General features: G+C 65.5%; 24 protein-coding genes. 13 read left to right on the top strand and 11 right to left on the bottom strand.

What is annotated here, in order from left to right:
• Positions 1-104: 104 nt before the first annotated feature.
• A complete protein-coding gene (locus tag AC3WVS_RS05455; protein WP_492317721.1) occupies positions 105-335 on the bottom strand; it encodes a helix-turn-helix domain-containing protein in 231 nt (76 codons plus the stop codon).
• 120 nt (positions 336-455) lie between these two features.
• Between AC3WVS_RS05455 and AC3WVS_RS05450 the strand changes: the two genes are divergently transcribed.
• Together AC3WVS_RS05450 and AC3WVS_RS05445 are read left to right on the top strand one after the other, a co-directional pair.
• The gene (locus tag AC3WVS_RS05450) at positions 456-584 is read left to right on the top strand and encodes a hypothetical protein (protein ID WP_492317720.1); all 129 of its coding nucleotides are present in this window, start codon (positions 456-458) and stop codon (positions 582-584) included.
• Positions 585-734: 150 nt separating this feature from the next.
• Positions 735-1697, top strand: coding sequence for a LysR family transcriptional regulator (locus AC3WVS_RS05445; protein WP_492317719.1), 963 nt, complete (start codon positions 735-737; stop codon positions 1695-1697).
• Positions 1698-1706: 9 nt separating this feature from the next.
• Here the strand turns inward: AC3WVS_RS05445 and aceE are convergent, their stop codons facing one another.
• The 6 genes from aceE to AC3WVS_RS05415 form a co-directional block, all read right to left on the bottom strand.
• On the bottom strand, positions 1707-4388 hold the full coding sequence (gene aceE, locus AC3WVS_RS05440; RefSeq protein WP_492317718.1) for a pyruvate dehydrogenase (acetyl-transferring), homodimeric type: 2682 nt from the start codon (positions 4386-4388) through the stop codon (positions 1707-1709).
• A gap of 194 nt (positions 4389-4582) precedes the next feature.
• Positions 4583-5374: a GntR family transcriptional regulator gene (locus AC3WVS_RS05435; protein ID WP_235205969.1), complete on the bottom strand. Its 792-nt coding sequence runs from the start codon at positions 5372-5374 to the stop codon at positions 4583-4585.
• 80 nt (positions 5375-5454) lie between these two features.
• Complete coding sequence (locus AC3WVS_RS05430) at positions 5455-7233, bottom strand: FAD-dependent oxidoreductase (protein ID WP_492317717.1); 1779 nt, start codon at positions 7231-7233, stop codon at positions 5455-5457.
• 31 nt (positions 7234-7264) lie between these two features.
• On the bottom strand, positions 7265-8128 hold the full coding sequence (locus AC3WVS_RS05425) for a fumarylacetoacetate hydrolase family protein (RefSeq protein ID WP_492317716.1): 864 nt from the start codon (positions 8126-8128) through the stop codon (positions 7265-7267).
• Between the two features lie 107 nt (positions 8129-8235).
• On the bottom strand, positions 8236-9186 hold the full coding sequence (locus AC3WVS_RS05420; protein ID WP_492317715.1) for a VOC family protein: 951 nt from the start codon (positions 9184-9186) through the stop codon (positions 8236-8238).
• Between the two features lie 266 nt (positions 9187-9452).
• Entirely contained in the window at positions 9453-10412 is a 960-nt protein-coding gene (locus AC3WVS_RS05415; protein ID WP_492317714.1) for a pirin family protein, read from the bottom strand.
• 256 nt (positions 10413-10668) lie between these two features.
• Between AC3WVS_RS05415 and AC3WVS_RS05410 the strand changes: the two genes are divergently transcribed.
• The 4 genes from AC3WVS_RS05410 to AC3WVS_RS05395 are packed head-to-tail and all read left to right on the top strand — an operon-like array spanning position 10669 to position 15390.
• Positions 10669-12804, top strand: coding sequence for an FUSC family protein (locus AC3WVS_RS05410; protein WP_492317713.1), 2136 nt, complete (start codon positions 10669-10671; stop codon positions 12802-12804).
• Complete coding sequence (locus AC3WVS_RS05405; RefSeq protein WP_492317712.1) at positions 12794-14266, top strand: efflux transporter outer membrane subunit; 1473 nt, start codon at positions 12794-12796, stop codon at positions 14264-14266. Before AC3WVS_RS05410 ends, AC3WVS_RS05405 begins: the two co-directional genes overlap by 11 nt.
• Before the next feature lie 18 nt (positions 14267-14284).
• A complete protein-coding gene (locus AC3WVS_RS05400) occupies positions 14285-14485 on the top strand; it encodes a DUF1656 domain-containing protein (protein ID WP_492317711.1) in 201 nt (66 codons plus the stop codon).
• Between the two features lie 29 nt (positions 14486-14514).
• Complete coding sequence (locus AC3WVS_RS05395; RefSeq protein ID WP_492317710.1) at positions 14515-15390, top strand: efflux RND transporter periplasmic adaptor subunit; 876 nt, start codon at positions 14515-14517, stop codon at positions 15388-15390.
• Positions 15391-15412: 22 nt separating this feature from the next.
• Here AC3WVS_RS05395 and AC3WVS_RS05390 read toward each other — a convergent pair whose 3' ends face one another.
• On the bottom strand, positions 15413-15709 hold the full coding sequence (locus tag AC3WVS_RS05390) for a putative quinol monooxygenase (protein WP_492317709.1): 297 nt from the start codon (positions 15707-15709) through the stop codon (positions 15413-15415).
• A 333-nt stretch (positions 15710-16042) separates the two neighbouring features.
• On the opposite strand from AC3WVS_RS05390, the gene AC3WVS_RS05385 reads away from it, so the two are divergent.
• From AC3WVS_RS05385 to AC3WVS_RS05375, 3 genes are all read left to right on the top strand, one after another.
• Positions 16043-16681, top strand: a complete 639-nt coding sequence (locus AC3WVS_RS05385; protein WP_035827404.1) for a hydrolase — start codon at positions 16043-16045, stop codon at positions 16679-16681.
• 105 nt (positions 16682-16786) lie between these two features.
• Positions 16787-17176 carry a DoxX family protein gene (locus AC3WVS_RS05380; protein ID WP_492317708.1) on the top strand — a complete coding sequence of 130 codons (390 nt, stop codon included), beginning with the start codon at positions 16787-16789 and terminating at the stop codon, positions 17174-17176.
• A gap of 155 nt (positions 17177-17331) precedes the next feature.
• Positions 17332-18168 (top strand): SphA family protein, encoded by an 837-nt coding sequence (locus tag AC3WVS_RS05375; protein WP_492317707.1) that lies wholly within the window; start codon positions 17332-17334, stop codon positions 18166-18168.
• Positions 18169-18232: 64 nt separating this feature from the next.
• On the opposite strand, the gene AC3WVS_RS05370 is transcribed toward AC3WVS_RS05375, so the two are convergent.
• Positions 18233-18796 (bottom strand): NADPH-dependent FMN reductase, encoded by a 564-nt coding sequence (locus AC3WVS_RS05370; RefSeq protein ID WP_492317706.1) that lies wholly within the window; start codon positions 18794-18796, stop codon positions 18233-18235.
• Positions 18797-18913: 117 nt separating this feature from the next.
• Between AC3WVS_RS05370 and AC3WVS_RS05365 the strand changes: the two genes are divergently transcribed.
• Positions 18914-19738: a hypothetical protein gene (locus AC3WVS_RS05365; RefSeq protein ID WP_492317705.1), complete on the top strand. Its 825-nt coding sequence runs from the start codon at positions 18914-18916 to the stop codon at positions 19736-19738.
• A gap of 222 nt (positions 19739-19960) precedes the next feature.
• On the opposite strand, the gene AC3WVS_RS05360 is transcribed toward AC3WVS_RS05365, so the two are convergent.
• Positions 19961-20947, bottom strand: coding sequence for a tripartite tricarboxylate transporter substrate binding protein (locus AC3WVS_RS05360; protein WP_492317704.1), 987 nt, complete (start codon positions 20945-20947; stop codon positions 19961-19963).
• Positions 20944-21123 (bottom strand): hypothetical protein, encoded by a 180-nt coding sequence (locus AC3WVS_RS05355; protein WP_492317703.1) that lies wholly within the window; start codon positions 21121-21123, stop codon positions 20944-20946. Before AC3WVS_RS05355 ends, AC3WVS_RS05360 begins: the two co-directional genes overlap by 4 nt.
• Positions 21124-21340: 217 nt before the next feature.
• Here AC3WVS_RS05355 and AC3WVS_RS05350 point away from each other — a divergent pair, with 217 nt between their 5' ends.
• From AC3WVS_RS05350 to tolA, 3 genes are all read left to right on the top strand, one after another.
• Positions 21341-21709 (top strand): VOC family protein, encoded by a 369-nt coding sequence (locus tag AC3WVS_RS05350; protein ID WP_492317702.1) that lies wholly within the window; start codon positions 21341-21343, stop codon positions 21707-21709.
• Between the two features lie 158 nt (positions 21710-21867).
• The gene (locus AC3WVS_RS05345) at positions 21868-22392 is read left to right on the top strand and encodes a hypothetical protein (RefSeq protein WP_492317701.1); all 525 of its coding nucleotides are present in this window, start codon (positions 21868-21870) and stop codon (positions 22390-22392) included.
• A 41-nt stretch (positions 22393-22433) separates the two neighbouring features.
• Positions 22434-23186, top strand: coding sequence for a cell envelope integrity protein TolA (tolA, locus tag AC3WVS_RS05340; RefSeq protein ID WP_492317700.1), 753 nt, complete (start codon positions 22434-22436; stop codon positions 23184-23186).
• The last annotated feature ends 11 nt before the right edge of the window (positions 23187-23197 follow it).

Below are 23197 nucleotides of genomic sequence, written 5' to 3'. Positions count from 1 at the left end.
CGCATCGATGTTGCTATTACGATAAGGATACTTATCGTAATAGCTGGATTGGTAGCTTGTAGCGCAAGGGCTGATGCCGGATCGCTGCGCCATGCGCGCAACGGTCAGGGCCGTCGACGTTCCGATGGTGTTGCAGCGATCCCGGGGACTTGCCGTTGGTAATCGGAAGGCGCCATACCCTCCCAGCGCCTGAAGGCGCGCCTGAAATTCGCCAGGTCGCTGAAGCCGAGCGTGAATGCGATCTCCTGGATGGTCAGGCGATTCGCCTTCAGGTGCTCTATTGCCAGCCGGCGGCGGATATCGTCCAGTATCGGCGCTCTCGTGCACCAACTCATCGGCTACGACGCACTCGCCGCGCGAGCTGCCACTTTGGTCCGGGCCGCCACTACAATTCCGGCAGCATCTTTCTCTACTTCTCCGATCCGGATGGGCTGACTGCGGAGTACAGCTATGGCATGGAAGAGTTCCCGGAAGCCACCGCGCGTGAAGCGCGCATGATGGAGCGCGGCAAGGACGCAGCCGATCTCTGGGGCGGCTCGCCGAGCCCGGCGTTTGGTGCAAAGGGCAGTATCGAGCAAGCGTAGCGGGCGCGCCGCGAGAAGAACGAAGTCGTCAGGGCCGCTGGGGCGACGCGGCCAGCACCGCGATTTCCTGCACGGTGCAATACCTCATTGCAGGGACACAGTACCGTTCAGTATCCTGTCGTACCAGGGAATCAAAGCGCAAAGGCCAACATGCAAATCAGGACCGAGGACATCGAAGCGTACCTCCTGGTCGTCGAAATGGGCAGCGTCAGCGGCGCAGCGCGTCACATGGGGCTGTCGAAATCCGTCGTCAGCAAGCGCATCAGCGACCTGGAGCGCAGCCTGAGCGTCACCTTGCTGCAGCGCTCCACACGCCGGGTGCAGCCGACGGAAAGCGGCCGCCACTTCTACGAGCAGGCCCGCGCCGCGATGGCGCAGCTGACCCATGCCGCCGAGAGCATTTCGGAAACCTCAGGCGACCTGTGCGGTGAATTACGTATCCTGGCGCCAATGAGCTTCGGCACACTGTGGCTGTCGCCGCTGATCGCGGAGTTCGCGAAGCAGCATCCGCGCCTGCACGTCGTCATGGAACTGGACGACCGCCTCGTCGATACCGGGTACGAGCGCTACGACGTGGCGATCCGCATTACGCGCCTGGCCGACAGCGCGCTGATCGCGCGCAAGCTGGCGGTCAGCCGGCGCATCGTATGCTGCAGCCCCGACTATGCACAACGGGCCGGCGTGCCGGAGAGCCTTGACGACATTGCCCGGCACGCGTGCCTGTCATACAGCAATTCACCGCCGGGCCAGATCTGGGCGTTCCGCGGCACCACGCCGCAAGCCGCGCCCAGGATCATCACGCCGCGCGGCGTATTCACCGCAAACAACGGCGAAGTCCTGCGCGATGCGGCGCTGGCCGGGCACGGCATCGCGGTGCTGCCGCTGTTCATTGTCGCGGCAGCGCTGGCGGCGGGCAGCCTGGTTCAGGTGCTGCCGGACGAGGCCCCGCTCGACGACGGGGTGTTCGCGGTCTATCCGCGCTCCGAGTTTCCCTCGCAGAAGCTGCGCACCCTGATCCAGTTCCTGCAGCAGTCTCTGTCGCCACCGCCGTGGGAGGCGCTGGCCGCGCGCTTCGCCAGGGTGCCTGCGGTCACCCGCGTCCTCCCGGGCTGATCCGCCCGCTCAGGCGCGCAGCGGATATGGCTTGTCGGCATCGAGGCTGTATTTCCGCAGCGCCTGCTGCACCACCGCCGCGCCGATCGCACCCTCGTCCGCCAGCGCTTTCAGCGCTGTGACCGTAATCCAGTAGCGGTCGACCTCAAAGAAATGCCGCAGCTGCTCACGCGTATCGGAACGGCCATAGCCGTCGGTGCCCAGCACCGCATACCGGCGCGGCACGAAGGTACGGATCTGGTCGGCCAGCGCGCGCACGTAGTCGGTAGCCGCAATCACGGGTCCTTGCGTCGGCGCCAGGCATTGCTCCACGTGGGAAAGGCGAGGCGTCTCGCCCGGATGCAGCAGGTTCCAGCGCGCCGCGGCATTGCCCTCGCGCGCCAGTTCGGTGAAGCTGGGGCAGCCCCACAGGTCGGCCTGCACGCCCCAGTCCTGCTCCAGCAATGCCGCCGCGGCGATCACTTCGCGGAAGATGGTGCCGGCGCCGAGCAGCTGCACGCGGGGCTGCCCGTCACCGCCCTCCTTGCCGCGGCGGAACAGGTACATCCCTTTCAGGATGTCGCCCTCGGCGCCTTCGGGCATGGCCGGGTGCTCGTAGTTCTCGTTCATCACGGTGATGTAGTAGTAAACATCCTCCTGCTCCTGCACCATGCGGCGCAGGCCGTCCTGGATGATCACCGCCAGTTCATAGGCAAAGGTAGGGTCGTAGCTGATGCAGTTGGGGATGGTGCCGCCCCACACCAGGCTGTGTCCGTCCTCGTGCTGCAGCCCTTCGCCATTCAGGGTGGTGCGCCCGGCGGTGCCGCCCAGCAGGAAGCCGCGCGCACGCTGATCGCCGGCGGCCCAGGCCAGGTCGCCGAAGCGCTGGAAGCCGAAGATCGAATAGAAGATAAAGAACGGGATCATTGGCTCGCCGTGCGTCGAGTATGACGTGGCGGCGGCAATCCAGTCAGCCATGGCGCCGGCCTCGTTGATCCCTTCCTGCAGGATCTGCCCGTCCTTGGATTCCTTGTAGAAGCTCAGCTGCGTAGCGTCTTGCGGCGTATAGGTCTGCCCCTGTTGCGACCAGATGCCGATCTGCCGGAACAGCCCTTCCATGCCGAAGGTGCGCGACTCGTCCGAGACGATGGGCACGATGCGCCGGCCCAGCGCCTGGTCGCGCAGCAGCGTGTTGAGGATGCGCACGAAGCTCATCGCGGTGGAGAACTCGCGCCCCTCGCCACTGGCCTTGAGCTGCGCCTCGAACGCCGACAGCGCCGGCACCGGCAGCGACGGCCCGCGCCGGCGCCGCGCCGGCAGGTAGCCGCCCAGCGCCTGGCGCCGTTCATGCAGGTAGCTGTGTTCGCGCGAGCCTTCCTCGAAGCTGAGGTAGGGCAGCTCGTCCAGCTGCTGGTCGGACAGCGGCAGCCGGAAGCGGTCGCGGAACTGCATCAGCGCTTCCACCCGCATGCTCTTCTGCTGGTGCGTGATGTTCTGCGCCTCGCCGGCCTCGCCCATGCCGTAGCCCTTGATGGTCTTGGCCAGGATCACGGTCGGCTGGCCGCGGTGCTGGCTGGCCGCCTGGTAGGCGGCGTAGACCTTGTGCGGATCGTGCCCGCCGCGGTTCAGCGCCCAGATGTCGTCGTCGGACCAGTCCGCGACCAGGGCCTTCAGCTCGGGAGTGTTGAAGAAATGCTCGCGCACGTAGGCGCCGTCCTTCGACTTGAAGGTCTGGTAGTCGCCGTCGACGCATTCCATCATCCGCTGCGCCAGGATGCCGGCCTTGTCGCGCGCCAGCAGCGCATCCCATTTGCTGCCCCAGACCACCTTGACCACGTTCCAGCCCGCGCCGCGGAACTCCGATTCCAGCTCCTGGATGATCTTGCCGTTGCCGCGCACCGGCCCGTCCAGCCGCTGCAGGTTGCAGTTGATGACGAAGACCAGGTTGTCCAGCTGCTCGCGCCCGGCCATGCCCAGCGCGCCGCGCGATTCGGGCTCGTCCATCTCGCCGTCGCCGCAGAAGACCCACACCTTGCGGCCCTCATGCTGGCCAAAGCCGCGGTCCTGCAGGTACTTCATGAAGCGGGCCTGATAGATGCCCATGATCGGCGCCAGCCCCATCGACACCGTGGGGAACTGCCAGAAGTCCGGCATCAGCCATGGGTGCGGGTAGGACGAGATGCCCTTGCCGTCCACCTCCTGGCGGAAGTTGTCCATCTGTTCGGCCGTCAGCCGGCCCTCCAGGAACGCGCGCGCATAGAAGCCTGGCGCCGAGTGTCCCTGGAAGAAGACCAGGTCGCCGCCATGCTGCGGCGAGGGCGCGTGCCAGAAGTGGTTGAAGCCGATCTCATACAGCGTCGCCGCCGAGGCAAAGCTGGCAATATGGCCGCCGACATTGGTGTCGCGCGCCGCGCGCAATACCAGCGCGATCGCATTCCAGCGGACATAGGAGCGGATGCGGTGCTCGAGCTCATGGTCGCCCGGGCTGCGCGCCTGCGCATCGAGCGGGAGGGTGTTGAGGTAGGCGGTGTTGGCGCTGAACGGCAGGTAGATGCCGGCGCCATGGGCGCGCTCGATCAGCCGCTCGATCAGGTAATGTGCGCGCTCCGGCCCCTCGTGCGCGATCACCGCCTCAAGCGCCTCCAGCCATTCGGCGGTTTCCTGGGCGTCGGGGTCATCGTTGCGGGAACTGGCTGGGAGAGCTTGCGCCATGGGGGAACTCCTGGGTATCGGCAGAATGCCCCGCGGTCCGTCTCGCGGTACCGCGGGAAAGGGACTCAAGGCTAGCATTCGCCACGCATCACCGTAAGGCAAGGAATGGCGAACACGGTGTTTCCGCAGGAGAAACACCGCATACCCCGCAGCGCGCGCTTGGTAACTGCTGTCGGGGCAGCCGCCCGCCTACCTCAGGTAGCCAGCTCAGTGGGCACTGCCGCCCTGCGCGATGGCCTTGCCTTCACCTTCTGCTGCTCCAGGTACTTCAACACCAGGTCTGTGGTCGCCTGGAAATGCTCTGACAGCAGCCGGCACGCTTCACGCGCATTGCGCGCGACGATGGCGTTGACGATGGCTTCATGCTCGGCCGCGACGTCGCGCGCCCGCGCAGCCTTGGGCACGGCGAGGGACAAGAAGCGATAGCGGGCGGTCTGGTCGCGCAGCACCACTGAGAAGCGCCGCAGCCATGCCGAGCGGCAGCCGGCCACCAGCACTTCGTGGAAGGCGGCGTGCGCCTCTTCCCATTCAGGATTGAGCGCCCCGTCCTTGCCGCGCAGCACCATCGGGATCCGCGTCAGCCGGTGATGCATCGCGACCACTTGCGCTTCCCATGCGATATCGCCGGCCTCGATCGCGTCGCGCAGCGCGCTGGTATCGATCTGCTGGCGCACGCGGGTGATGTCCAGCAGTTCTTCCGCCGACAGCGGCGCCACCCGGAATCCCTTCTGGTCGATGGCCAGCACGAAGCCCGTGGTACACAGCCGCGACAGGGCTTCGCGCAGCGGAATCACGCCGGCCTGGTAGCGCTCGGCCAGATCCTTCAGGCGCAGCTTGCTGCCGGCGGGCAGTTTGCCGTTGATGATGTCCTCGCGCACGGATTGCTCCAGCACGGAAGCCCAGGTGCGCCCGCCCAGGTCCGGGGCTTCCGGCAAAGCCGTTGCGGCCTCGTCGGAAACAGCCTTCGCTGACTTTGTTCTCGCCACGGCTTGGTCTCGCAGATGATAGATAGTGTCAAACATTATATATTTTGCGAGACGCATGGGCGGGCACCTTGTGCTTTTCGCTACGCCGCCTGGCGCCGCCCGCCCGCCAGCGCCGCCCGGCCAAGCATGTTGCGCATCGCGTGTTCCAGGCCCTGCGCTGCGCACGCATCGAGCTGCGCATGCCGCCAGCCGACGATCCGGTCCGGCCGCACCAGGACGGCCCCGGAATCCGAGATGCTGCGCAGTTCGCTCCAGGTGCCATAGACGTCGTGGGCATCGCAGTTCGGCCCGCCGATGCTGACGACTTCGAGCTCAATCTCTAGCGCGGCTGACACGTCTGCGGCAATGCGGCGCCAGTCATCGCCACCGATACCGGTAAGCAGCGTAAAGCGGCCGTGCCCCACCAGGTCCAGGGTGGAGACCCGCTCCTTGCTACGCTCCAGCCATGCGTGAGGCACAACACCGCCCGGCGCAGTGTCCGGGTGATAGTAGAGATCCGGATCCCGCGTGCAGGGGGCCCGGCTCCGGCCATCGGACACCACCGCATCCGAAGCATAGACCTGCCCCATTTCCACGCCGTGGCAGTTGAACTGGTAATTCTGCAGCCTGACGGCCTCCTGCAAGGCGTGGCGCCGCTCGCGGCCCCGCTCCGTATCGCCGAAGAGTTCGTCAACGTTCTGCCAGCCCTGCGCTTCACTCTGGCCGGGCTCGAACCCCAGCGCCTTGGCAATCGGCAGCATATTGCGGACCGACTGCATCGCCCGGTCAACCACGCGCCGGGCCACCGGCTGCCGCTCGGCGGAGTAGGTGTCAAGCAGGCTGTCGTCGGCGTTGCCGCGGATCACGTGGGCAAGCTTCCAGGCCAGGTTGAACGCGTCCTGAATTGACGTATTGGTACCGAGCCCGTTGGCGGGCGGATGCCTGTGAGCCGCGTCGCCGGCGATGAATACCCGGCCCTTGCGCATGTCCTTCGCCGCAACATGATTGATCTGCCATTTGCTGACCGCCTTTACCCGGATGGGCAGCGAGTCGTCGCCAATGGTTGCCCGCGCGCGGCGGATCACAGCCTCTTCGCTGAGATCGGGCTCGCCCTGCGCCGGGTCGTACATGAAGAGCAGCACCCATTCGTTCCACGGCCGCACGCAGATGTACGTACCGCTACCCACCCAGTAGTCGTTGCCCGGCTGGGTCATCCAGTAAAGTACGCCGGGACGATGCTCGCAGTATCTGGCGAGGTCCACCTCCAGCCAGCAGTTGACCGCGGCCCCGAGCCCCATCTGGCCTTCCATCTCGAAGCCGCACTGCGGCACCACCGTGCTGGCGCCACCGTCCGCGCCCACCACATAGCGCGCCTTCACCTGCGTGGTTTCACCGGTGATGCGGTCCCTCAGCACGGCGGTGACCGCATCCGCCGTCTGCGAGATCTCCGTCAGCTCGGTATTGAAAAGGAACTGCGCGCCGCGCTCGCGCGCGCAATCCAGCAGCACGGGCTCAAGCAGGTGCTGCGGCGCGTTGCACATCGGCGAGGGGCTGGCCATCGCATAGTCGGCCTTGCGCTGCTCGGAACTGCCCCAGGTCTGCAGCCGCGCGATCTCGGTGCCGGCGAAGCTGGTGGCCCACACGTTGTTGCTCATCAACGCGTTGGGCGTGGCCAGCGCCAGCACGCGATCCTCGATGGCGAGATCGCGGAACACCTCCATGGTGCGCTGGTTGGTGATGTGAGCCCGCGGCGAGTTGGCCGTGCCCGCGTACTTGGTGATCGTCAGCGCTGGTACGCCGTAAGTTGCCAGCAGCGCGGTCGTGGCCAGGCCGGCCGGCCCGGCGCCCACCACCAGCACAGGTACTTCAATGGTCTTCATGGGTTGTCTCCTCGGATCTCAGGTGTCGGGCTTATCGCGCCGCCCGCCCCGGCTCATCCACGATCGGGTTCGACAGCGTGCCGATGCCCTCGATCGATACCTCGCACACGTCGCCGTGGCGCATCAGCAGCTGCGGCTTGCGTGCCCAGCCAATGCCGGACGGCGTGCCGGCCACGATGACGTCGCCCGGCTCGAGCGTGATTGCCTCGCTGATGATCGAGATGAGTGAGGCCACGTCGTACAGCATGTCCGAGGTGCTGGCCGACTGCACCACCTGCCCGTTGAGGCGCGTTTCCAGCTGCAGGCCCGCCGCGCCCGGCGGCAGCTCGTCGGCGGTGACCACCACCGGGCCGAAGCCGCCGGTGGCATCGAAGTTCTTGCCCACGGTCCATTGCGGCGACTTGAACTGGTATTCGCGCACCGAACCGTCGTTGAAGATCGAGTAGCCGAACACGTGGCCCAGCGCCTCATCCCTGGCGATATGCCGGCCGCCCTTGCCGATGATCACGGCCAGCTCGCCTTCGTAGTCGAGAGAATCGCTAACCAGCGGCCGCACGATCGCGCCGTTGTGGCCCACCAGGCTGGTCGCCACGCGCAGGAACAGGGTCGGATAGTCCGGTTGATCGTAGGGCGATTCCTTGGTGTGGTCGGCATAGTTCAGCCCGACGCACAGAATCTTGGGCGGACGGCCCACGGGTGGCAGCCAGGTCAGGCTGTCAGCATCGGCCACCGGCGTGGCCTGTGCGTACAGGGCGCGCCAACGCTCGCTGTCCGTGCCAACGGCCACCAGCGCGCCGACATCGTTGCCCGCCGCCTCGGGCAGGGCCAGTACACCATCGGCGGACACTACGCCAACGCGCGCGCGCCCATCCAGCAAAAAGGTTGCAAGTTTCATGCTTCAAGCTCCGGGGAATGATCGCGGCCCATCGGCCTACGATATAAATATCAACTGAAAATATATTTTCAGAAAAAAGACGCAAAGCGCCACTGCGCAGCCGGCGTTCAGGCTTCCGTATTGCGGATGAAGTAGTCGGGCATGTCGGGCCCCCACTGGTACAGGGAGTCTTCCGGCGCAAAGTCGCCGGTGGGCCATTCGCAGCCGGCGGGGATGTAGTCGATATCCGCCGAGAACTCGCAGAACGAGCCCCAGGGATCCAGCACATAGAAAAAGTAGTTCGAACCCAGTACGTGGCGCCCGGTGCCCCAGCCACGGGAGTAGCCGGCATTGGCCATCTGGGCCGCGCCCTGCCCCACCTCGTTGACGCTGGCCACGTCCCAGGCGGCATGGTGCCAGCCCTTGGCGGAACTCTTCACCAATGCCAGCAGGTGATGATCGCTGCCGTGCGGGGCGTGGGTGAAGGCGATGATATCGGCCGAACTGTCAGACAGGCGCAGCCCCAGCGCGTCGCGATAGAACCCAACCAGGTTCGGCACGTTGGGCGAGAACAGCAGCACATGCGAGAGCCGGCGCGGACGCACTTTCTGCACCTGGCTGCGTACCACGGCGCCGCGCTGGCCGGCCGGCACGCTTTCCAGCCCGGCCTTGAGCTTGGCATCGGGCGATGTCTTCGGGCCGGCCTTGACCTGCACGAGATTCCCGTCGTGATCGAAGAACCAGATGCCTCCGGCCTGTCCATGCGGTGCGTCATTGACGAATGCCGCGCCGGCATCGGCCAGCTGCTGGCGGATGCCGGCCAGGTCTTCGGCATAGCAATTGAAGCTCAGGTAGGCCAGGCGCTTGTGCTCGCCTTCACGGAAGCGCGCCCAGCAATGCCCGTCCGCGGCATAGGCTTCGAGCCAGCCCGTGTTGTGGCGCAGCGTCAGCCCGAAGGCATCGAGGAAGTGCTCTGCCACGGACAGGTCCGGCACTTCGAGTGCATAGTGGTCGATTGAATGGACCGCGTACTTCGGACCGGCTGCAGCAGCGGCTGGCTGTGCTCCGTTCGTATTCATCCTTGTCTCCTGTCGTTCTTATGACTTGCCGCGCCGTGCCTGCTCTTCCCTGCACTCACGTCTGGCTTCGGCCTGGTGGCTATACTATTCAATAAAATATATAAAAACAAGTTTTGCATATCTATTGAACAATGCGCACGGACCGGCATCCGAATCCGTAAGGCATGGCAACGGGACATCCGGCCCTGATGGCTAGAGAGGTTGATGCAACCTGAAGATCACCGGCCCGACACTGGCAGGCCGTGCCGGTACGCGGCGACCTGGCTTCAGCGTCGCTGCGGTTTGAGGTGCATGCCGGTCACGTCAGGCGCAACCAGGCGTGCACCGACATCCCCGGCAACTTCGCCAAAGCGGCTGGCGCCGCTGTTCCAGTCATTCGTGGCGGCCTCGATCTCGGCCGCGTTGCGCGCAACGAAGTTCCACCACAACACGATCCCCTCTTCAAACGGGGCCCCGCCGATCAGCAGCAACTCGGCCGGCCCGTCGCTGCGCACGGCGATCTGCTGTCGTCCGGTGCCGAGGTAGAGCAGCGTGTCAGGGCCCAGCACCTCGCCCTCCACGACCGCTTCGCCGCTCAACGTGAGCGCCGCGTATTCGAAGGCAGGATCGGCCGCAACATCCGTGCTGGCGGCCTGCCTGGTCGCGAGGTCCATACCGACCAGCGGTGAGTGCACCGCCACCGGAGAGGTCCGGCCGAACGCTGTTCCTGCCAGCACCGTGATGTCAAACCCGCCCGACACCACGCGCGGCAGGTCCGGATAGTTCTGGAATGCCGGCGCCATATGCCGCCTGTCTTCGGGAAGTGCAATCCAGAGCTGGGCGGCGTGCAAGCGGCCGCCGGTGGCTACCGAATGCTCTGCGTGGGCAATGCCGTTGCCCGCCGTCATCAGGTTGACCTGCCCCGGCCTGACCAGTTGCTCGTAACCGAGGCTGTCGCGGTGCAGCACCTCACCCTCGATCATCCAGGTAAAGGTTTGCAGACCGATATGTGGATGCGGCCCGACGTTCAGCCCGTGGCCGTCGGGAAAGTCGATCGGACCCGCATGGTCGAGAAAGCACCAGGCGCCGACCATGCGCCGCTGCCGGTTGGGCAAGGCACGGTGGATGACCAGGCCTTCTCCGACCTCCGCCGGCCGCGTCTGGATACGCTCCAGGACCGGCTGGCCGGGGCACGGCGCGCAGTCGCGCGACAGCGAAGCCGTGGATTGTGCCGTGGTGTTGCTCATGGTGGACTCCTTGCCGCCGACGCGGCGCGGTGATTGCCAGGCTGACCAGCCTACAGGCGGCCCGGCGCAGCCGGTAGGCGTACAAGATCGAACACCATGTTCGCGCTGTGCGAACGCTCCCAAGCGCCTTCTTGAACTATGATCACGCCGTGACAGAAGCCACAGAAGTCCACACTTCCATGACCGAGACCATGCCGCGCCATTCCACCGCGCACCTGTTGCGCACCGCCCCCTGGCGCGCCCCGCGCTTGCACGCGTGAGCGCCGCAGCCTATGCCAGCGCAGGGCTGGCCGGCACGGCCCGGGCCTGGTGGCAAGCCGACCGCGGCCGCCTGCTCCATGCGACAAAGACCGTCATTGCCGTGCTGATGGCAACGTGGCTGTCGATGCGGCTGGAACTGGCCTCGCCGCGCACGGCAATGGTGTCGGTGGTCATCCTGATGATGCACCAGCACAGCGGCATGGTGCTGGCGAGGGGCTTCTACCGCGCCGTCGGCATGATGGTAGGCAGCGTGGCCGCGCTGCTGTTGTTCTTTGCGTTCCCGCAGGAGCGCATGCTGTTCCTGCTGGCCCTGGCCGTGTGGATCGGCCTGTGCGTGGGCGGCGCGGCATATTTCCGCAACTACCAGTCGTACGGGTTCGTGCTGTCGGGCTATGCCACCTGCATTGCCGCAGTGCCGTCGATCTCCAACCCTTACGCCATCTTCGACAACGTCGTGATCAGCATGAGCGAGGTCTCGGTCGGCATTGCCTGCGCCGGCATGGTGAGCGGCCTGCTGTTTCCGCAGCGCGTGGCATCGATGCTGCTGGCCGCCGGGCAACAGCATATCGCCACCTTCGCCGGCTTCATCCGCAGCGCGCTGCAGGGCAGTGAGACCACCGCGCGACTTGGCACGCTGCACCTGCGCCTGGCCGGCGAGCGCGCACAGCTGGAAAGCCTGCGCAGCGCAGCGGTGTTCGAGGATCCGGAAATGCGCGCGAACAACGCGCTGATGCTGCGCCTGAACCACGATTTCCTCGAGGCACTGGCACGCTTCCATACCATCCACCAGCTCAGGGCCCGCCTGGCCAAGGCTGCCGACCACCGTGCGGGCGATGCACTGGACGCCCTGTTCGGGCGCCTTGCCGCGGTGCTGCCCGCCACAGCGGGGCGTACGCGACTGGAACTGGAGGAAATCGCCACACTGCACCGGGGCCTTCTCAGCCTCGATGCGGCACTGCCCGCTTACATCGCTGCGGCAAGGGCAACCCTGGCCGATGCGCCGCTGCTGGCAGCCGACCGCTTTGCCGCCGGCGCCACGGCGCTGCGCGAAGCCGTGTCCGACTTGCTGTCATATACCGACAATTTCCTGGCGCTGCGGGCCCCTGGCATCGCTGCGTCGCCGGCGCCACGCGAGCGGCCGCGCGGGCGTGCCAACCCGGCCAACCGGGCCTTCGCCCTCGCCTCGGGCATGCGCGCCACGGTGGCGGTACTGGTCAGCGCGTGGCTGTGGATCGTCTCGGGGTGGGCCGGCGGTAACTCCGGCGTGATCGCGGCAACCATCGCCATCTCGCTGTACTCGATCATGCCCCAGCCCATCGCCATTGCCCGCCAGATGCTGATCGGGTGCGCCCTGGCGTGGGTGGCGGGCCTCTTTTTCAATTTTTTCCTGCTGCCGCATCTCGACGGCTTCCTGCTGCTGGCCGTGGCGCTGGCGCCGTTCATTGCGATCGGCAGCTACGTCGGGACCTTCCCGCCGACTGCGGCGATCGGACTGGGCTTCGGCATCTATTTCTGCTTTCTCGGCAACCTCGGCAATCCGATGGTTTTCAACCCGGCCGGCTACCTCGACGCAGGCATCGCCACACTGATGGGTATCGCCATCGCCTCGCTGGCGTTCGCCACCATCGTGCCGCAGGGCGGCCACTGGCTGGCCGAGCAGTACCTGAAGCAGCTGCGCCAGCTGGTCGCGGCCGACATCTGCCGCTCCCCGCTCGCAGGACTGCGCCTTCACTTCGAAACCCATATCCGCGACTTCATCCAGTTTGCCGGCTCGCGCCCGCCAGCCGGGCGAGCCGGCCAGGCCGAGTTGCTGGGCTGGGCCTTTGCCGCGCTCGAGATCGGGTTGGGCACGATCGCCCTGCGCGAGATCACGGCCCGCGGCGTGCTGCCCGTGACCTGGGAGCGCCGCCAGGCGGACCTGCTGGCGGCCCTTTCCGCGCTGTTCCGCGCACCGTTGCCGGCCACTTTCGGGGCGGCCGTCCTGGTCCTGGAGCAAACCATCGCGTGGACCGGCCGCAACGCGTCGCCGGCTGCCGGCGAGGCGCGCGCCACCCTGCATGCGATGCGACTGTCGCTGCTTGACGATGCCTTGCCGCTGGTCGGCGTTGCCCAGGGACCAGATGCGCGCTGAGGCAACGCCGGCAAAGGCGGCACTACGGATGCTCGCGCTCGCCGGCGCCTGCATCGCCATGCTTGCAGCCTGTGCCAACACCGGCGGAATCGAACCCGCGGCCACGCCGCTGGACGCTGCCGCGGTCGACCCCGGCGCTGCGCTGCGCGCCACGCAGCAAGATGCCGGCTGGCCCCAGCGGGCATGGTGGTCGCAACTCGGCGACCCAAACCTGGATGCTCTGGTGGCGCACGCGGTCGCCGGCTCGCCCGACATGCGCATCGCGCAGGCGCGCAGCGAACTGGCGTTGGCGCAGGCAAGGATCGCCGGCGCTGCCATCGAGCCCAACGTGCTTGCGGGAGGTGCCTTCGGTCGTACGCGCTTTCCGCGGCTGTCTTCGCCACAGCCCATCGGCGGGCATACCACCTGGAACAACCATCTCGCCGCCGATCTCTCCTACGACCTGGACCTTTGGGGACGCAACCGCGCAGCCCTGCAAGGCGCGTTGGACAACGTGCAAGCAGCGGCGGCCGATGCGCGCATGGCGCAGCTGAGCCTGGAGACAACCGTAGTGCGCGCCTATATCGACCTGGCACTGCAGTACGCGCTGCGCGACGTCAGCCAGGCCAACCTTGCGCGCCAGACCCGCATCCACGAGATCATTCGCAAGCGCAACAGCCGCGGCCTGGCCAGTGAACTGGAGTTGAGCGAGGCGGGCACACCGATCCCGGCACTGCAGGCGCAGGTACAGCAGGCAGACCGCGCCATCGCGCTGGTGAAGAACCAGCTCGCGGTGCTCAGTGGCGACGGCCCCGGCGCGGGCGACAAGCTGGCGCGCCCCGCCCTGGTCCTGGCGGCGCCGATCGCGGTGCCTGCGTCGCTGCCGGCGGAACTGGTCGGGCACCGCCCGGACGTGGTGGCGCAACGCTGGCGCGTCGAGTCAGCCGCGCAGGGCATCAAGGTCACCAGGGCGGATTTCTACCCGAATATCAACCTGGTGGCGAGCATTGGCCTGGCATCGGCAGCCTTCGGCAACTTCTTCACCTTTGTCGACCGCGATGCGATCGGGCACAACGTGGGCGCGGCAATCTCGCTGCCAATCTTCGACGGCGGCCGCAGGCAGGGCAACCACGGTGTGGCCACGCGCAGTTACGACATCGCAGTCGAGAGCTACAACAAGGCCGTGCTGGCAGCCTTCCGGGGCGTGGCCGACGCGGTAATCTCGCTGCAATCGCTGACACGCCAGCAGGCTGGCATCGAACAGGCGCTGCGCGCGGCCCGGCAAACCTATGCACTGGCCGAGCGCGGCTACCGCAGCGGCTTTACCGACTACCTCAACGTCCTCGCCGCCGAGACCGAGTTGCGGCGCCAGGAACAGGGCCTGGCGCTGGTGCGCGCGGCCCGCCTGGACGCATGGGCGAGCCTGATGCAGGCGCTGGGCGGCGGCTTCGACGCTGCCGCGGTCGCCAGCGAGCCGACATGATGCACGCAGACGCCCACCATGCCACGTGAGATCGCACTGGCTTCCATCCTGATGCCGTCGCTGCTGCCGATATTTGTCGGCTGCCTGCTGCTGTACCTGCTGGTGGACCGCCTGCTTGTGCGCCTGGGCGTCTACCGGCGGGTGTGGCATCCGCCGCTGTTCCGGGTGTCGCTGTTCATATCGATCTTCAGTGGCATCGGGCTGGCGCTGTGGCGCTGAGTGCCGCGCAAGAAAAACGGACCTGAAACATGAAACTGAACGGACCTGCCGTGACGCGTGTGCTGGCCACGGGCCTGCTGCTCACTGCCGCGATCGCGCTGGGCTACAGCCTCTGGCAGCACTACATGTATTCACCCTGGACCCGGGACGGCCGCGTGCGGGCGGACGTGATCAACATCGCCGCCGATGTCTCCGGTCCGGTGTCCCGAATGCTGGTGCGGGACAACCAGGAAGTCCGCAAGGGCGAGTTGCTGTTCACGATCGACCCGGAGCGATTCCGGCAGGCGGTGGCACAGGCCGAGGCGCAGGCGCGCGCGCGCAAGGCCGAGCTGGACTTGCGCCACCAGCAGGCGTCGCGGCGCAAGGGCCTGGACAGCACCGTGGTCTCGGTCGAAAGCCGCGAAGACATCGGCGCGCAGGAGAAGCAGGCGAGGGCCAACTACGAAGCCAGCCTGGCCGCGCTGGACACGGCGCGGCTGAACCTGAGCCGCAGCGAAGTGCGCGCGCCGGTGGACGGCTACGTCACCAACCTCAACCTGCACGCCGGCGACTTCGTGAGTGCAGGCGCCGCGCGCATGGCAATGATCGACAAGCACTCCTATTGGATTTACGGATACTTCGAGGAAACCAAGCTGCCAAACGTGCACGTCGGCGCCAGGGCGGAGGTCAGGCTACTTTCGGGCGGCAAGCCACTGCGAGGACGCGTGGAAAGCATCGCGCGCGGCATCGCCGATCGCGACAATCCGACCAGCGCCAACCTGCTGGCGGACGTGAACCCGGTCTTCACCTGGATTCGGCTGGCGCAACGCATTCCCGTGCGCATCCGGCTGGACGCGCTGCCCGACGGCCTGCTGCTGGCCATGGGCACCACGTGCACCATCACCATCCTGCCGGAGCAGAAATAGCGCAGCTTCCGGCTGTCGCCATTCACGCCACAAGCTTCATCCGGTAGAACAGCTCCATGCTTTCCACCGCATCGCTGCCCTCCTCCTGGAAGCGGCGGATGTGGTCGGTCTGCGTATGGTGCGCCTCCTGCGCGGCAGGGCTCTCCCAATGCTCGACAAAGATGAACCGGCGCGGATCATCCTGATGCTCGAACATCTCATAGCGCAGGTTGCCTGCATCGCGGCGGGAAGGCTCCACCACGGCGCGTAGCTTTTCCCGCAGTTCTGTCGCGCGCCCCGGCTTGGCATACAGGACCACCAACACATAGAAATCGCTCATCGTTCGTGTCCATCCGCGCATGTCGTGTCAGCACAGCCTAGTCAAATGCCGGAGTGCGGGCAAGCAGAATCGGGATGTCCTATGCATTGTTCTGCCAACGAGAACAGCATGTTTGGCATACGGCTATCACGCTTGTTCCGATGCATGACTTATGCTGCAAGGGCTCCACGCGACGATCGATTGCAGCGCACTTGCAGGCATATCCCCCTTGCAGGGTCCGCGATGTCAGCGCCCGTTGCCGAAGAGCGGGGCACACGTCGCGCACGGTACATGCAACGCCTGCCCTGAAGCGCCGAGTAGCAGAAATCCCATCCCTTTGATCTGGAGATAACCATGGCCAGCGAACCCATTCGCGATCCCGCAAAAGACCACCTGCTGACTCCGCAGAACGCTGCCTTCGTGATCATCGATTACCAACCGGTCCAGGTGAACTCGATCGCCTCGATGGATCGACAGCTGCTGGTCAATAACATCGTTGGCGCCTCGCGTGCCGCCGTGGCGTACAAGCTGCCGATCGTGCACTCCACCGTCAATGTGAAGACCGGCCTGAACAAGCCGCCGATCCCGCAGTTGCAGAAGGTGCTGGGCGATTTCCCCACCTACGACCGCACCACCATCAACTCCTGGGAAGACGTCGAGTTCCGCGAGGCAGTGAAGGCAACAGGCCGCAAGAAGCTGATCATGACCGCGCTGTGGACGGAAGCCTGCCTTACCTTCCCGGCGCTGGACGCGCTCAAGGAAGGCTATGAAGTCTATGTCGTGGCCGATGCAGTGGGCGGCACTTCCGTGGCCGCGCACGAGGCTGCGCTGCGCCGCATCGAACAGGCCGGCGGCAAGATGATCAGCGTGCCGCAGCTGTTCTGCGAACTGCAGCGCGACTGGTCGCGCAGCGAGACCGTCCCGGCGTTCATGGATCTCTTTATCCAGACCGGCGGCACCGCGGGCATCCAGTTCTCCTACGATCGCACCTGACGTGCAGGCGGGCCGGCATGCCGGCCCGTTCCATCATGCGCCTCGCGCTGCGCGGGGCGCCATCCCTCTTCCTTCTCACCCAACACCGTTCAGACGGGAGCCGGCATGGCCGACTACTATCTCCTTTCGGGCCGCTTGTTCATTGCCTTCATGTTCGTGCTGAGCGGCGCAAACAAGCTGATCTTCTTCAGCCACGGCCTGGACGAAGTGCGCTCGCGCAACTTGCCGTTCCCGCGCCTGGTGCTGTCGCTGACCATCCTCGTGCAGCTGACATGTGGCCTGGCCATCGTGGCCGGCTACCAGACCGGGATTGCCGCCCTCCTGCTGGCGGCCTTCACGCTGGCGACTGCAGTGGTCTTCTATGACTTCTGGAACCAGAAAGGCGCACAGCGCACGCTGCTGTTCACGGGATTTCTCGAGCACATCAGCATCATCGGGGGCTTTGTCATCCTGATGGCGGCGGGGCCCGGAAACCTCGTACTGCCCTTGCGTTGACCGTTCGCGACGGTCCCACCGCCGTGTTCCGAAGCCGCTGCGCAGCGGGACCCGACCAAGCTCACCCCATGAAATCTGCATTACCCACCCTGGCCGCGGCCTGCAGCGCACTGATGGTATCCGTCGCGCATGCGGACGTGGTCGGGCTCCCGCCGATGAACCTCGGCAATACCAGTTTCCTGGATGGCGTCGCCGGACCGGGCTTCCTGTTCGAGCTGGCCACCAGCTACTACCGTGCCACGCGCATCCGCGACGACGCCGGCAATGCCGTCCCCGGCAATCCACGCATCGAGACAGCAGCCATCGTGCCGCATATCGCCTATATATCGCCCGATGTCACGCTGCTCGGCGGCAACGTCGGCGCCGAGGTGCTGCTGCCGTTGGTGTACGCAAATATCCGCCCGGCCCCCGGTACAGGCGATCACAACTTCGCTGCCGGCGATATCCAGTTCAGCCCGTTCATTGTCCAGTGGTCCGGCCAGGCGCTGTTCGGCATGCCGTTCTTCCAGCGCATCGATCTGCTCTTTTCGGCCCCGACCGGGCAGTATGACCACAACCGCCTCGCCAATGCTGGCAGCAACGTCTGGACGGTGACGCCCCACTATGCCTTCACCCTCATGCCGACCGGCAAGCTGGAGGTGAGCGGCAGGCTCAACTACCAGTGGAGCGGCAAGAACACGCAGCCGCCGGCCTCACTGAACGCCGGCTCGGTCCAGCCAGGCGACGCGTTGTCGCTGAACCTCTCCGCTTCCTATGCGATCACCAAGCAGTTGCGGGTAGGTGTGGCGAGCTACATGCTGACGCAGCTCGGCGAGGACCGCATCGACGGCATCCGTCAGGCAAATTCGCGCGAGCGCGTCTTCGGCGCGGGGCCCGGACTGCTGGTGCAAGGGGATGGCTGGCAGGTCTTGCTGAACGCATACAAGGAATGGGGTGCAAGAAATCGCCCGGAAGGGAGCAAGATCGTCCTGCGGGTGCTGGCGCCACTTTGAGTTTGGGGCCGCGCGCGAAGCGCGAATCATGGCGCGCGGCAAGGATGCGCCGGCCCGATTGTGCTCAGCCCGCGCGCGGGCCCTCCACGAACGCGGCGAAGCCGGCAACGAACTCCCTGAGCCGCGCACGCATGCCGGCATCGGTGAGTTCGCCCTGCGCGTCGAATACCTGGCCGGCGCGCGCAACCAGCAGCCGGTTGCCGGTATAGTGCCGCGTGCCCAGCGTCTTGAGCACCGGCAGCCAGTCGTTCTGTGCCAGCACCGTGCCGAAGCCCCCGGCCGAGGCACCGAGGACCGCAACCGGGCGATTGCCGAAGACCACGGGAATATCCCCGGCCGGCCGCGAGAGCCAGTCGATAGCGTTCTTGAAGACGCCGGGGATGCCATTGTTGTATTCAGGCGTGGCCAGTATCAGGCCATCGCTCGCCATGACCTGGTCGCGCAATGCCACCACGGCGGCGGGCAAGCCCTCACGCGCCTCCAGATCCGCATCGTAAAGCGGAATGCCATGGAGGGTGGCGATATCAAGCCGGACCTGCGTGCCCGCCTCAGCCTGCGCCGCCCGCAGCAGTGCGGTGTTGTACGACTGTGCCCGCAGGCTGCCGGAAATTCCCAGGATCTGGATCATTTGTCACACCTCTTTTCATGAAGATGAAGGATACGGCTTTGCTCATTATCCAGCATGATAGAGCCTTGCCGGCGCGGAATGACTCCACCGCGCCTACACACTTGAACTCCCACTCGAATGCTGAAACGAACCGTGATGAAGATACGAGCGGTCCCAGTCTGGCGTTCGCTTGCCGCGGCCTGGCTCGCCGCAGGCGGTCTGCTCGGGACCGCGTCGCACCGCGTGCACGCCGGACAGATATGCGATGCGCCCTATGTCCATGACGGCGGACAGATCCGCTTCGAAGCGGACGGATTGACGCCGATGACAACCATTGCCTTCTTCCGCAACGTCAACGACCTCGAGCGCGACCTTTGTTCGTTCGATCTGGACATCTATTCCAAGTCCGCCCTCCGGCGCTTGATGGGGCCGCCCGTCGAGACCGTGCAGCGTCACCGGCTCGTGATCGACGAACGCTCGGGACAGCCTGTCGTGCGCAGTCTGAATGCACGCGTTCAGGCCCACGGCCAGTACACCGAACTGGTCGGGGAAATGAGTACCAACTCGAACGGACTGCTGCTGTATCCGCCGGCGCTGACAGAGGGCCAGGTACTCCCCGCGGAAACGTTCGCGTCCCGCTACGACTTTCGTATTGTGGATCGCCGCACCGGCACCACTGTCTCTGATTTCGTTGGTTCCAATGTTCGCCTGACCTTGTCTGAGCGGACGGTGGGTCCGCTGCAGCGCCTGAAGCTTGCCACCGGCACACTGCTCTGCTGGCCGATCCGATATACCAAGTTCGTGGATCCTGGCCGCTTTCGGCTGGTCGATACCGATATCGAACTGGAGCCAACGGTGCTCGACATGACTGACTGGTATTGTCCCGCCCGGCGATTCGTCATGCGCCAGGAAGTTCGCTACAAAAATCAGCACCAGGTTGTCGATGTGGTGGAAATTGAATAGGGCAGCCGCTGAAGGGTTTCGCCATTGGAACACCGGCATTGCATAGCGCCAATCTGTGGCGGAAAAAAGCGCCCGATCAACGGGCGCAAACGGAGACGACCACGGAGGTAAAGCAGGCCCGGCTCCAGAATGAATGTCGCAGCAAACGGCTGCAGGGATAGCAAGGCGGGCCGACATGCCGTCCGGCCCGATGGACACGCCGGCTGTCTCGCCCCCCGTCACTCAATCGACCTGTGCTCCCGAGTCCTTGACGACCTTCGCCCATTTCACCAGATCGTCCTTGATCAGAGCGCGGAACTGCTCTGGCGTATTGGACGCGGCCTCGGCCCCTTGCGCGGCCAGCTTGTCCTGCACGTCCTTGCTATTCAGGACTTTGGTGGCCTCCGCATGAAGCTGGGCAAGAATTTCCTTTGGCGTACCGGCTGGCGCAAGCAACCCATACCAGGAGACCGCGCTGTACCCGGGAATGGCCTCCCCTATCGCTGGCACCTCGGGAATCAGTCTTGACCGCTTCTCTGTGGCCACGCCAAGTACGCGGAGTTGCCCTGCTTTCACGAACGGCATCACACCCGGCAAGCTGCCGAACGTTATGGGAACCTGGCCGGCAACCACGTCAGTAGCCGCTGCAGCCGCGCTCTTGTACGGAACGTGAGTAATATCGATGCCAGCCTTTGCCTTCAGCATTTCCCCGAGCAGATGATTCAGCGTGCCATTGCCCGCGGAGGCATAGTCCAGTTTTCCTGGTTTCGACCTGGCCAGGCCAATCAGATCCTGAACAGACCTGGCCTGGATTGCCGGGTTCGTGACCAGCAGGTACGGCGCCGTCGCCACCAGCGTAATCGGCTCGAAGTCCTTGAGCGGATCAAACGGAATCTTCCGGTATAGCGACGGGTTGATGGTGAACGAACTGCCGACTGTCAGCAGTAGCGTGTAGCCGTCGCGCGGTGCCTTCGCAGCGACCTGGATGCCGATATTCCCACCGGCGCCGGGCCGGTTGTCGACGACAATTGGCTGGCCCAGCACCGCACCGAGTCTTTGCGCCACGATTCTCGCCACGGCATCGTTGGCACCACCAGGCGCTTGTGGAACGATCAGTGTCACCGGCTTCACCGGATACCCAGTCGCCCAGCCTGAGCCGCTTATCAGTAGCGCGGGAACCCAGCCTCCAGTACGGAGAAGACGCAATGCCTTCCCTTTGATACCTTTCAATTCATGTCTCCTTTGAAGCGGCATGCCACCACTTGTGAAGCATAAGCAGCAAGCCGTGATTCGATGAGGATGAAAGAGGTGAAGGGTGTCGTAAAGCAATAAATGGCGAGCGTGCCATCGCGTTTGGTGATGGCCGAATGGTGGCTACGGGGCGGATGGGTGGGAAGTGAAGCCATGCAGGATGCATCTGACCCGGCCGGACTTTCAGGCGCTAACGCCACGGCTGAAGGGAAGCGCCAGCCAAGCCTGGCCTGCAAGGCAAGGTTGCCGTCATTGCCCGCGCTGGCTACGCTGCAAGCGTGGCGCACGCCAGCTTCTGCGTGACGGCCGGCTGGCCGTCCCCGGCCGGCTTGCTCGCCGTTCCTTGCACATATCCTTCCCGGAGATTGCGGCATGGCCATCCAGCTCAACCACACCATCGTCTTTTCTCACGACAAGAAGGTCTCCGCCGACTTCCTCTGCGAGATCCTCGGACGTCCCCCGGCCGAGCCGTTCGGGCCGTTTCTCGGCGTACGGCTGGACAATGACGTGACCCTGGACTTCATGGACGCGGAGGGCGATGTTGCTCTGCAGCACTATGCCTTCCTGGTCAGCGACGCCGAATTCGATCAGGGCTTTGCCCGCGTCCGCGCGCGCAACCTGACCTACTGGGCGGACCCGTACCGCCGCCGCCCGGGCGAGGTCAACACCGACGATGGCGGCCGCCGGATCTACTTCGAGGATCCGAGCAAGCACTTTCTGGAGATCTTTACGATGGGCTAGTGTCCTGCCATGAGCCTTTGACGAGACACTGGCGCCCTGCCACGCCAGCTCGATGCTTTGCAGCGTTGACTGCGCTTGGTTGATGCGGTTGCACCCCATAGAATGAAGTTGCGCCTTGGAAAGCGGCTCTGGTTTCTGCCGCATCAAAGGAGGATGTCATGGAACTTCATATGCAATCGCATCGCTACGCGCACCGGTGGCCGGACTGGCGTGCGGCGGCGCTGGCGGGCCTCGTCGCCGGGGTGGTATTCCTGGTGCTCGACTTGCTGGCGGCCATGCTGATGGGGGCCGGCGTGTGGAAGCCGCTGACCATGATCGCGGCCATCATGCTGGGCCCTGATGTGCTGGCGCAAGCCGCCACCTTCCAGATGAGCGTGCTGGTAGCGGCCGTGGTGGTCCACTTCGTGCTCTCTGTCGTGTTCGCGGTGATCCTGGCAGCGATCATGGCGCCGTTCCGTTTCGATTCGAGCGTCGGCATGGCCTCGGTGGTGGGAGCGCTGTTCGGCCTGGTCCTGTACCTGGTCAATTTTCACGGCATGACTGCCGTCTTCCCATGGTTTGCCGAAGCGCGAGGCTGGGTGACCGCCATTGCCCACATCGTGTTCGGCCTGGTCGCGGCTGACTCGTACCTGAAACTGGAGCGGCACGTGGATGCGTCCGCCGGCGGCACTGGCGGTACATAGGAGAGCAAGCGCAAAACGAGCAGCGGCAAGGCGCGCGATCCATGCAGGCCGTCGCCTATCCCTATCAGCCAGTGCCTGAACGGGGCACCCTGAGGTGCTTCCTGCTGGCCTTGTTCATGCACCTGCTGCTGGGTGCCCTGCTCTACTACGGCGTGCGCTGGCGCAGCGCGGCGCCTGAAGGTGTCGCGGCCGAACTGTGGGAGGCGATCCCGGAAGCCGCAACGCCAGCGCCTGCAATCACGCCGGTGCCAAGCCCGAAGCCGGTCGAAGAGGAAGACGCCGACATCTCGCTGCAGGAAAAGCAGCGCAAGGCCGAGCAAGCCGCGCGCGACCAGGCACAAGCACGGCAGCGCGAGAACCAGGCCCGTGCCGAAGCGGCCCGCAAGGAGGCGCAACGCAAGGCGACGGAAGCGCAGCGCCAGGCCGACAATGCCCAGCGCCAGGGCGAACTGGCGCGCTTGCGGTCGCAGGCGGGCAATTCGGGAACACGGGTCGGCTCCGGCTCCGGCACCAAGCCTTCGTCCGGTTATGCCGAGCGGGTCCGGCAGCGGGTCAAGCCGAACATCATCTTCAATGAAGACGTCAGCGGCAACCCGGCGGCGGTGGTGGCCGTGGGCATGGCGCCGGATGGCTCGGTGCTGTCGACGCGGCTCGCCAAGTCAAGCGGCAATGCGGCCTGGGACAACGCCGTGCTGCGCGCGGTGCAGCGCTCCGACCCGCTGCCGCGCGACGAGAACGGCGTTGCGCCCTCCAATATCCTCATTACCTTCTGGCCCAGGGACGAAGGCGGCTAGTAGTGCCGCCT

Source organism: Cupriavidus sp. CPT47-8839-RL05A, assembly GCF_058792255.1.
Note: the sequence above shows the minus strand (reverse complement) of the source record. Positions and strands in the feature narration are given on the sequence as shown.

What these genes read in the sequence shown, in the direction of transcription:
- AC3WVS_RS05365 (WP_492317705.1), top strand. Translation starts at nt 18,914, where the DNA reads ATGCTGAAACGAACCGTGATGAAGATACGAGCGGTCCCAGTCTGGCGT.
- tolA (WP_492317700.1), top strand. Translation starts at nt 22,434, where the DNA reads ATGCAGGCCGTCGCCTATCCCTATCAGCCAGTGCCTGAACGGGGCACC.
- AC3WVS_RS05350 (WP_492317702.1), top strand. Translation starts at nt 21,341, where the DNA reads ATGGCCATCCAGCTCAACCACACCATCGTCTTTTCTCACGACAAGAAG.
- AC3WVS_RS05425 (WP_492317716.1), bottom strand. Translation starts at nt 8,128, where the DNA reads ATGAAACTTGCAACCTTTTTGCTGGATGGGCGCGCGCGCGTTGGCGTA.
- AC3WVS_RS05455 (WP_492317721.1), bottom strand. Translation starts at nt 335, where the DNA reads ATGAGTTGGTGCACGAGAGCGCCGATACTGGACGATATCCGCCGCCGG.
- AC3WVS_RS05390 (WP_492317709.1), bottom strand. Translation starts at nt 15,709, where the DNA reads ATGAGCGATTTCTATGTGTTGGTGGTCCTGTATGCCAAGCCGGGGCGC.
- AC3WVS_RS05445 (WP_492317719.1), top strand. Translation starts at nt 735, where the DNA reads ATGCAAATCAGGACCGAGGACATCGAAGCGTACCTCCTGGTCGTCGAA.
- AC3WVS_RS05395 (WP_492317710.1), top strand. Translation starts at nt 14,515, where the DNA reads ATGAAACTGAACGGACCTGCCGTGACGCGTGTGCTGGCCACGGGCCTG.
- AC3WVS_RS05420 (WP_492317715.1), bottom strand. Translation starts at nt 9,186, where the DNA reads ATGAATACGAACGGAGCACAGCCAGCCGCTGCTGCAGCCGGTCCGAAG.
- AC3WVS_RS05400 (WP_492317711.1), top strand. Translation starts at nt 14,285, where the DNA reads ATGCCACGTGAGATCGCACTGGCTTCCATCCTGATGCCGTCGCTGCTG.
- AC3WVS_RS05430 (WP_492317717.1), bottom strand. Translation starts at nt 7,233, where the DNA reads ATGAAGACCATTGAAGTACCTGTGCTGGTGGTGGGCGCCGGGCCGGCC.
- AC3WVS_RS05355 (WP_492317703.1), bottom strand. Translation starts at nt 21,123, where the DNA reads ATGGCTTCACTTCCCACCCATCCGCCCCGTAGCCACCATTCGGCCATC.
- AC3WVS_RS05345 (WP_492317701.1), top strand. Translation starts at nt 21,868, where the DNA reads ATGGAACTTCATATGCAATCGCATCGCTACGCGCACCGGTGGCCGGAC.
- AC3WVS_RS05450 (WP_492317720.1), top strand. Translation starts at nt 456, where the DNA reads ATGGAAGAGTTCCCGGAAGCCACCGCGCGTGAAGCGCGCATGATGGAG.
- AC3WVS_RS05405 (WP_492317712.1), top strand. Translation starts at nt 12,794, where the DNA reads ATGCGCGCTGAGGCAACGCCGGCAAAGGCGGCACTACGGATGCTCGCG.
- AC3WVS_RS05370 (WP_492317706.1), bottom strand. Translation starts at nt 18,796, where the DNA reads ATGATCCAGATCCTGGGAATTTCCGGCAGCCTGCGGGCACAGTCGTAC.
- AC3WVS_RS05375 (WP_492317707.1), top strand. Translation starts at nt 17,332, where the DNA reads ATGAACCTCGGCAATACCAGTTTCCTGGATGGCGTCGCCGGACCGGGC.
- AC3WVS_RS05385 (WP_035827404.1), top strand. Translation starts at nt 16,043, where the DNA reads ATGGCCAGCGAACCCATTCGCGATCCCGCAAAAGACCACCTGCTGACT.
- AC3WVS_RS05415 (WP_492317714.1), bottom strand. Translation starts at nt 10,412, where the DNA reads ATGAGCAACACCACGGCACAATCCACGGCTTCGCTGTCGCGCGACTGC.
- AC3WVS_RS05380 (WP_492317708.1), top strand. Translation starts at nt 16,787, where the DNA reads ATGGCCGACTACTATCTCCTTTCGGGCCGCTTGTTCATTGCCTTCATG.
- aceE (WP_492317718.1), bottom strand. Translation starts at nt 4,388, where the DNA reads ATGGCGCAAGCTCTCCCAGCCAGTTCCCGCAACGATGACCCCGACGCC.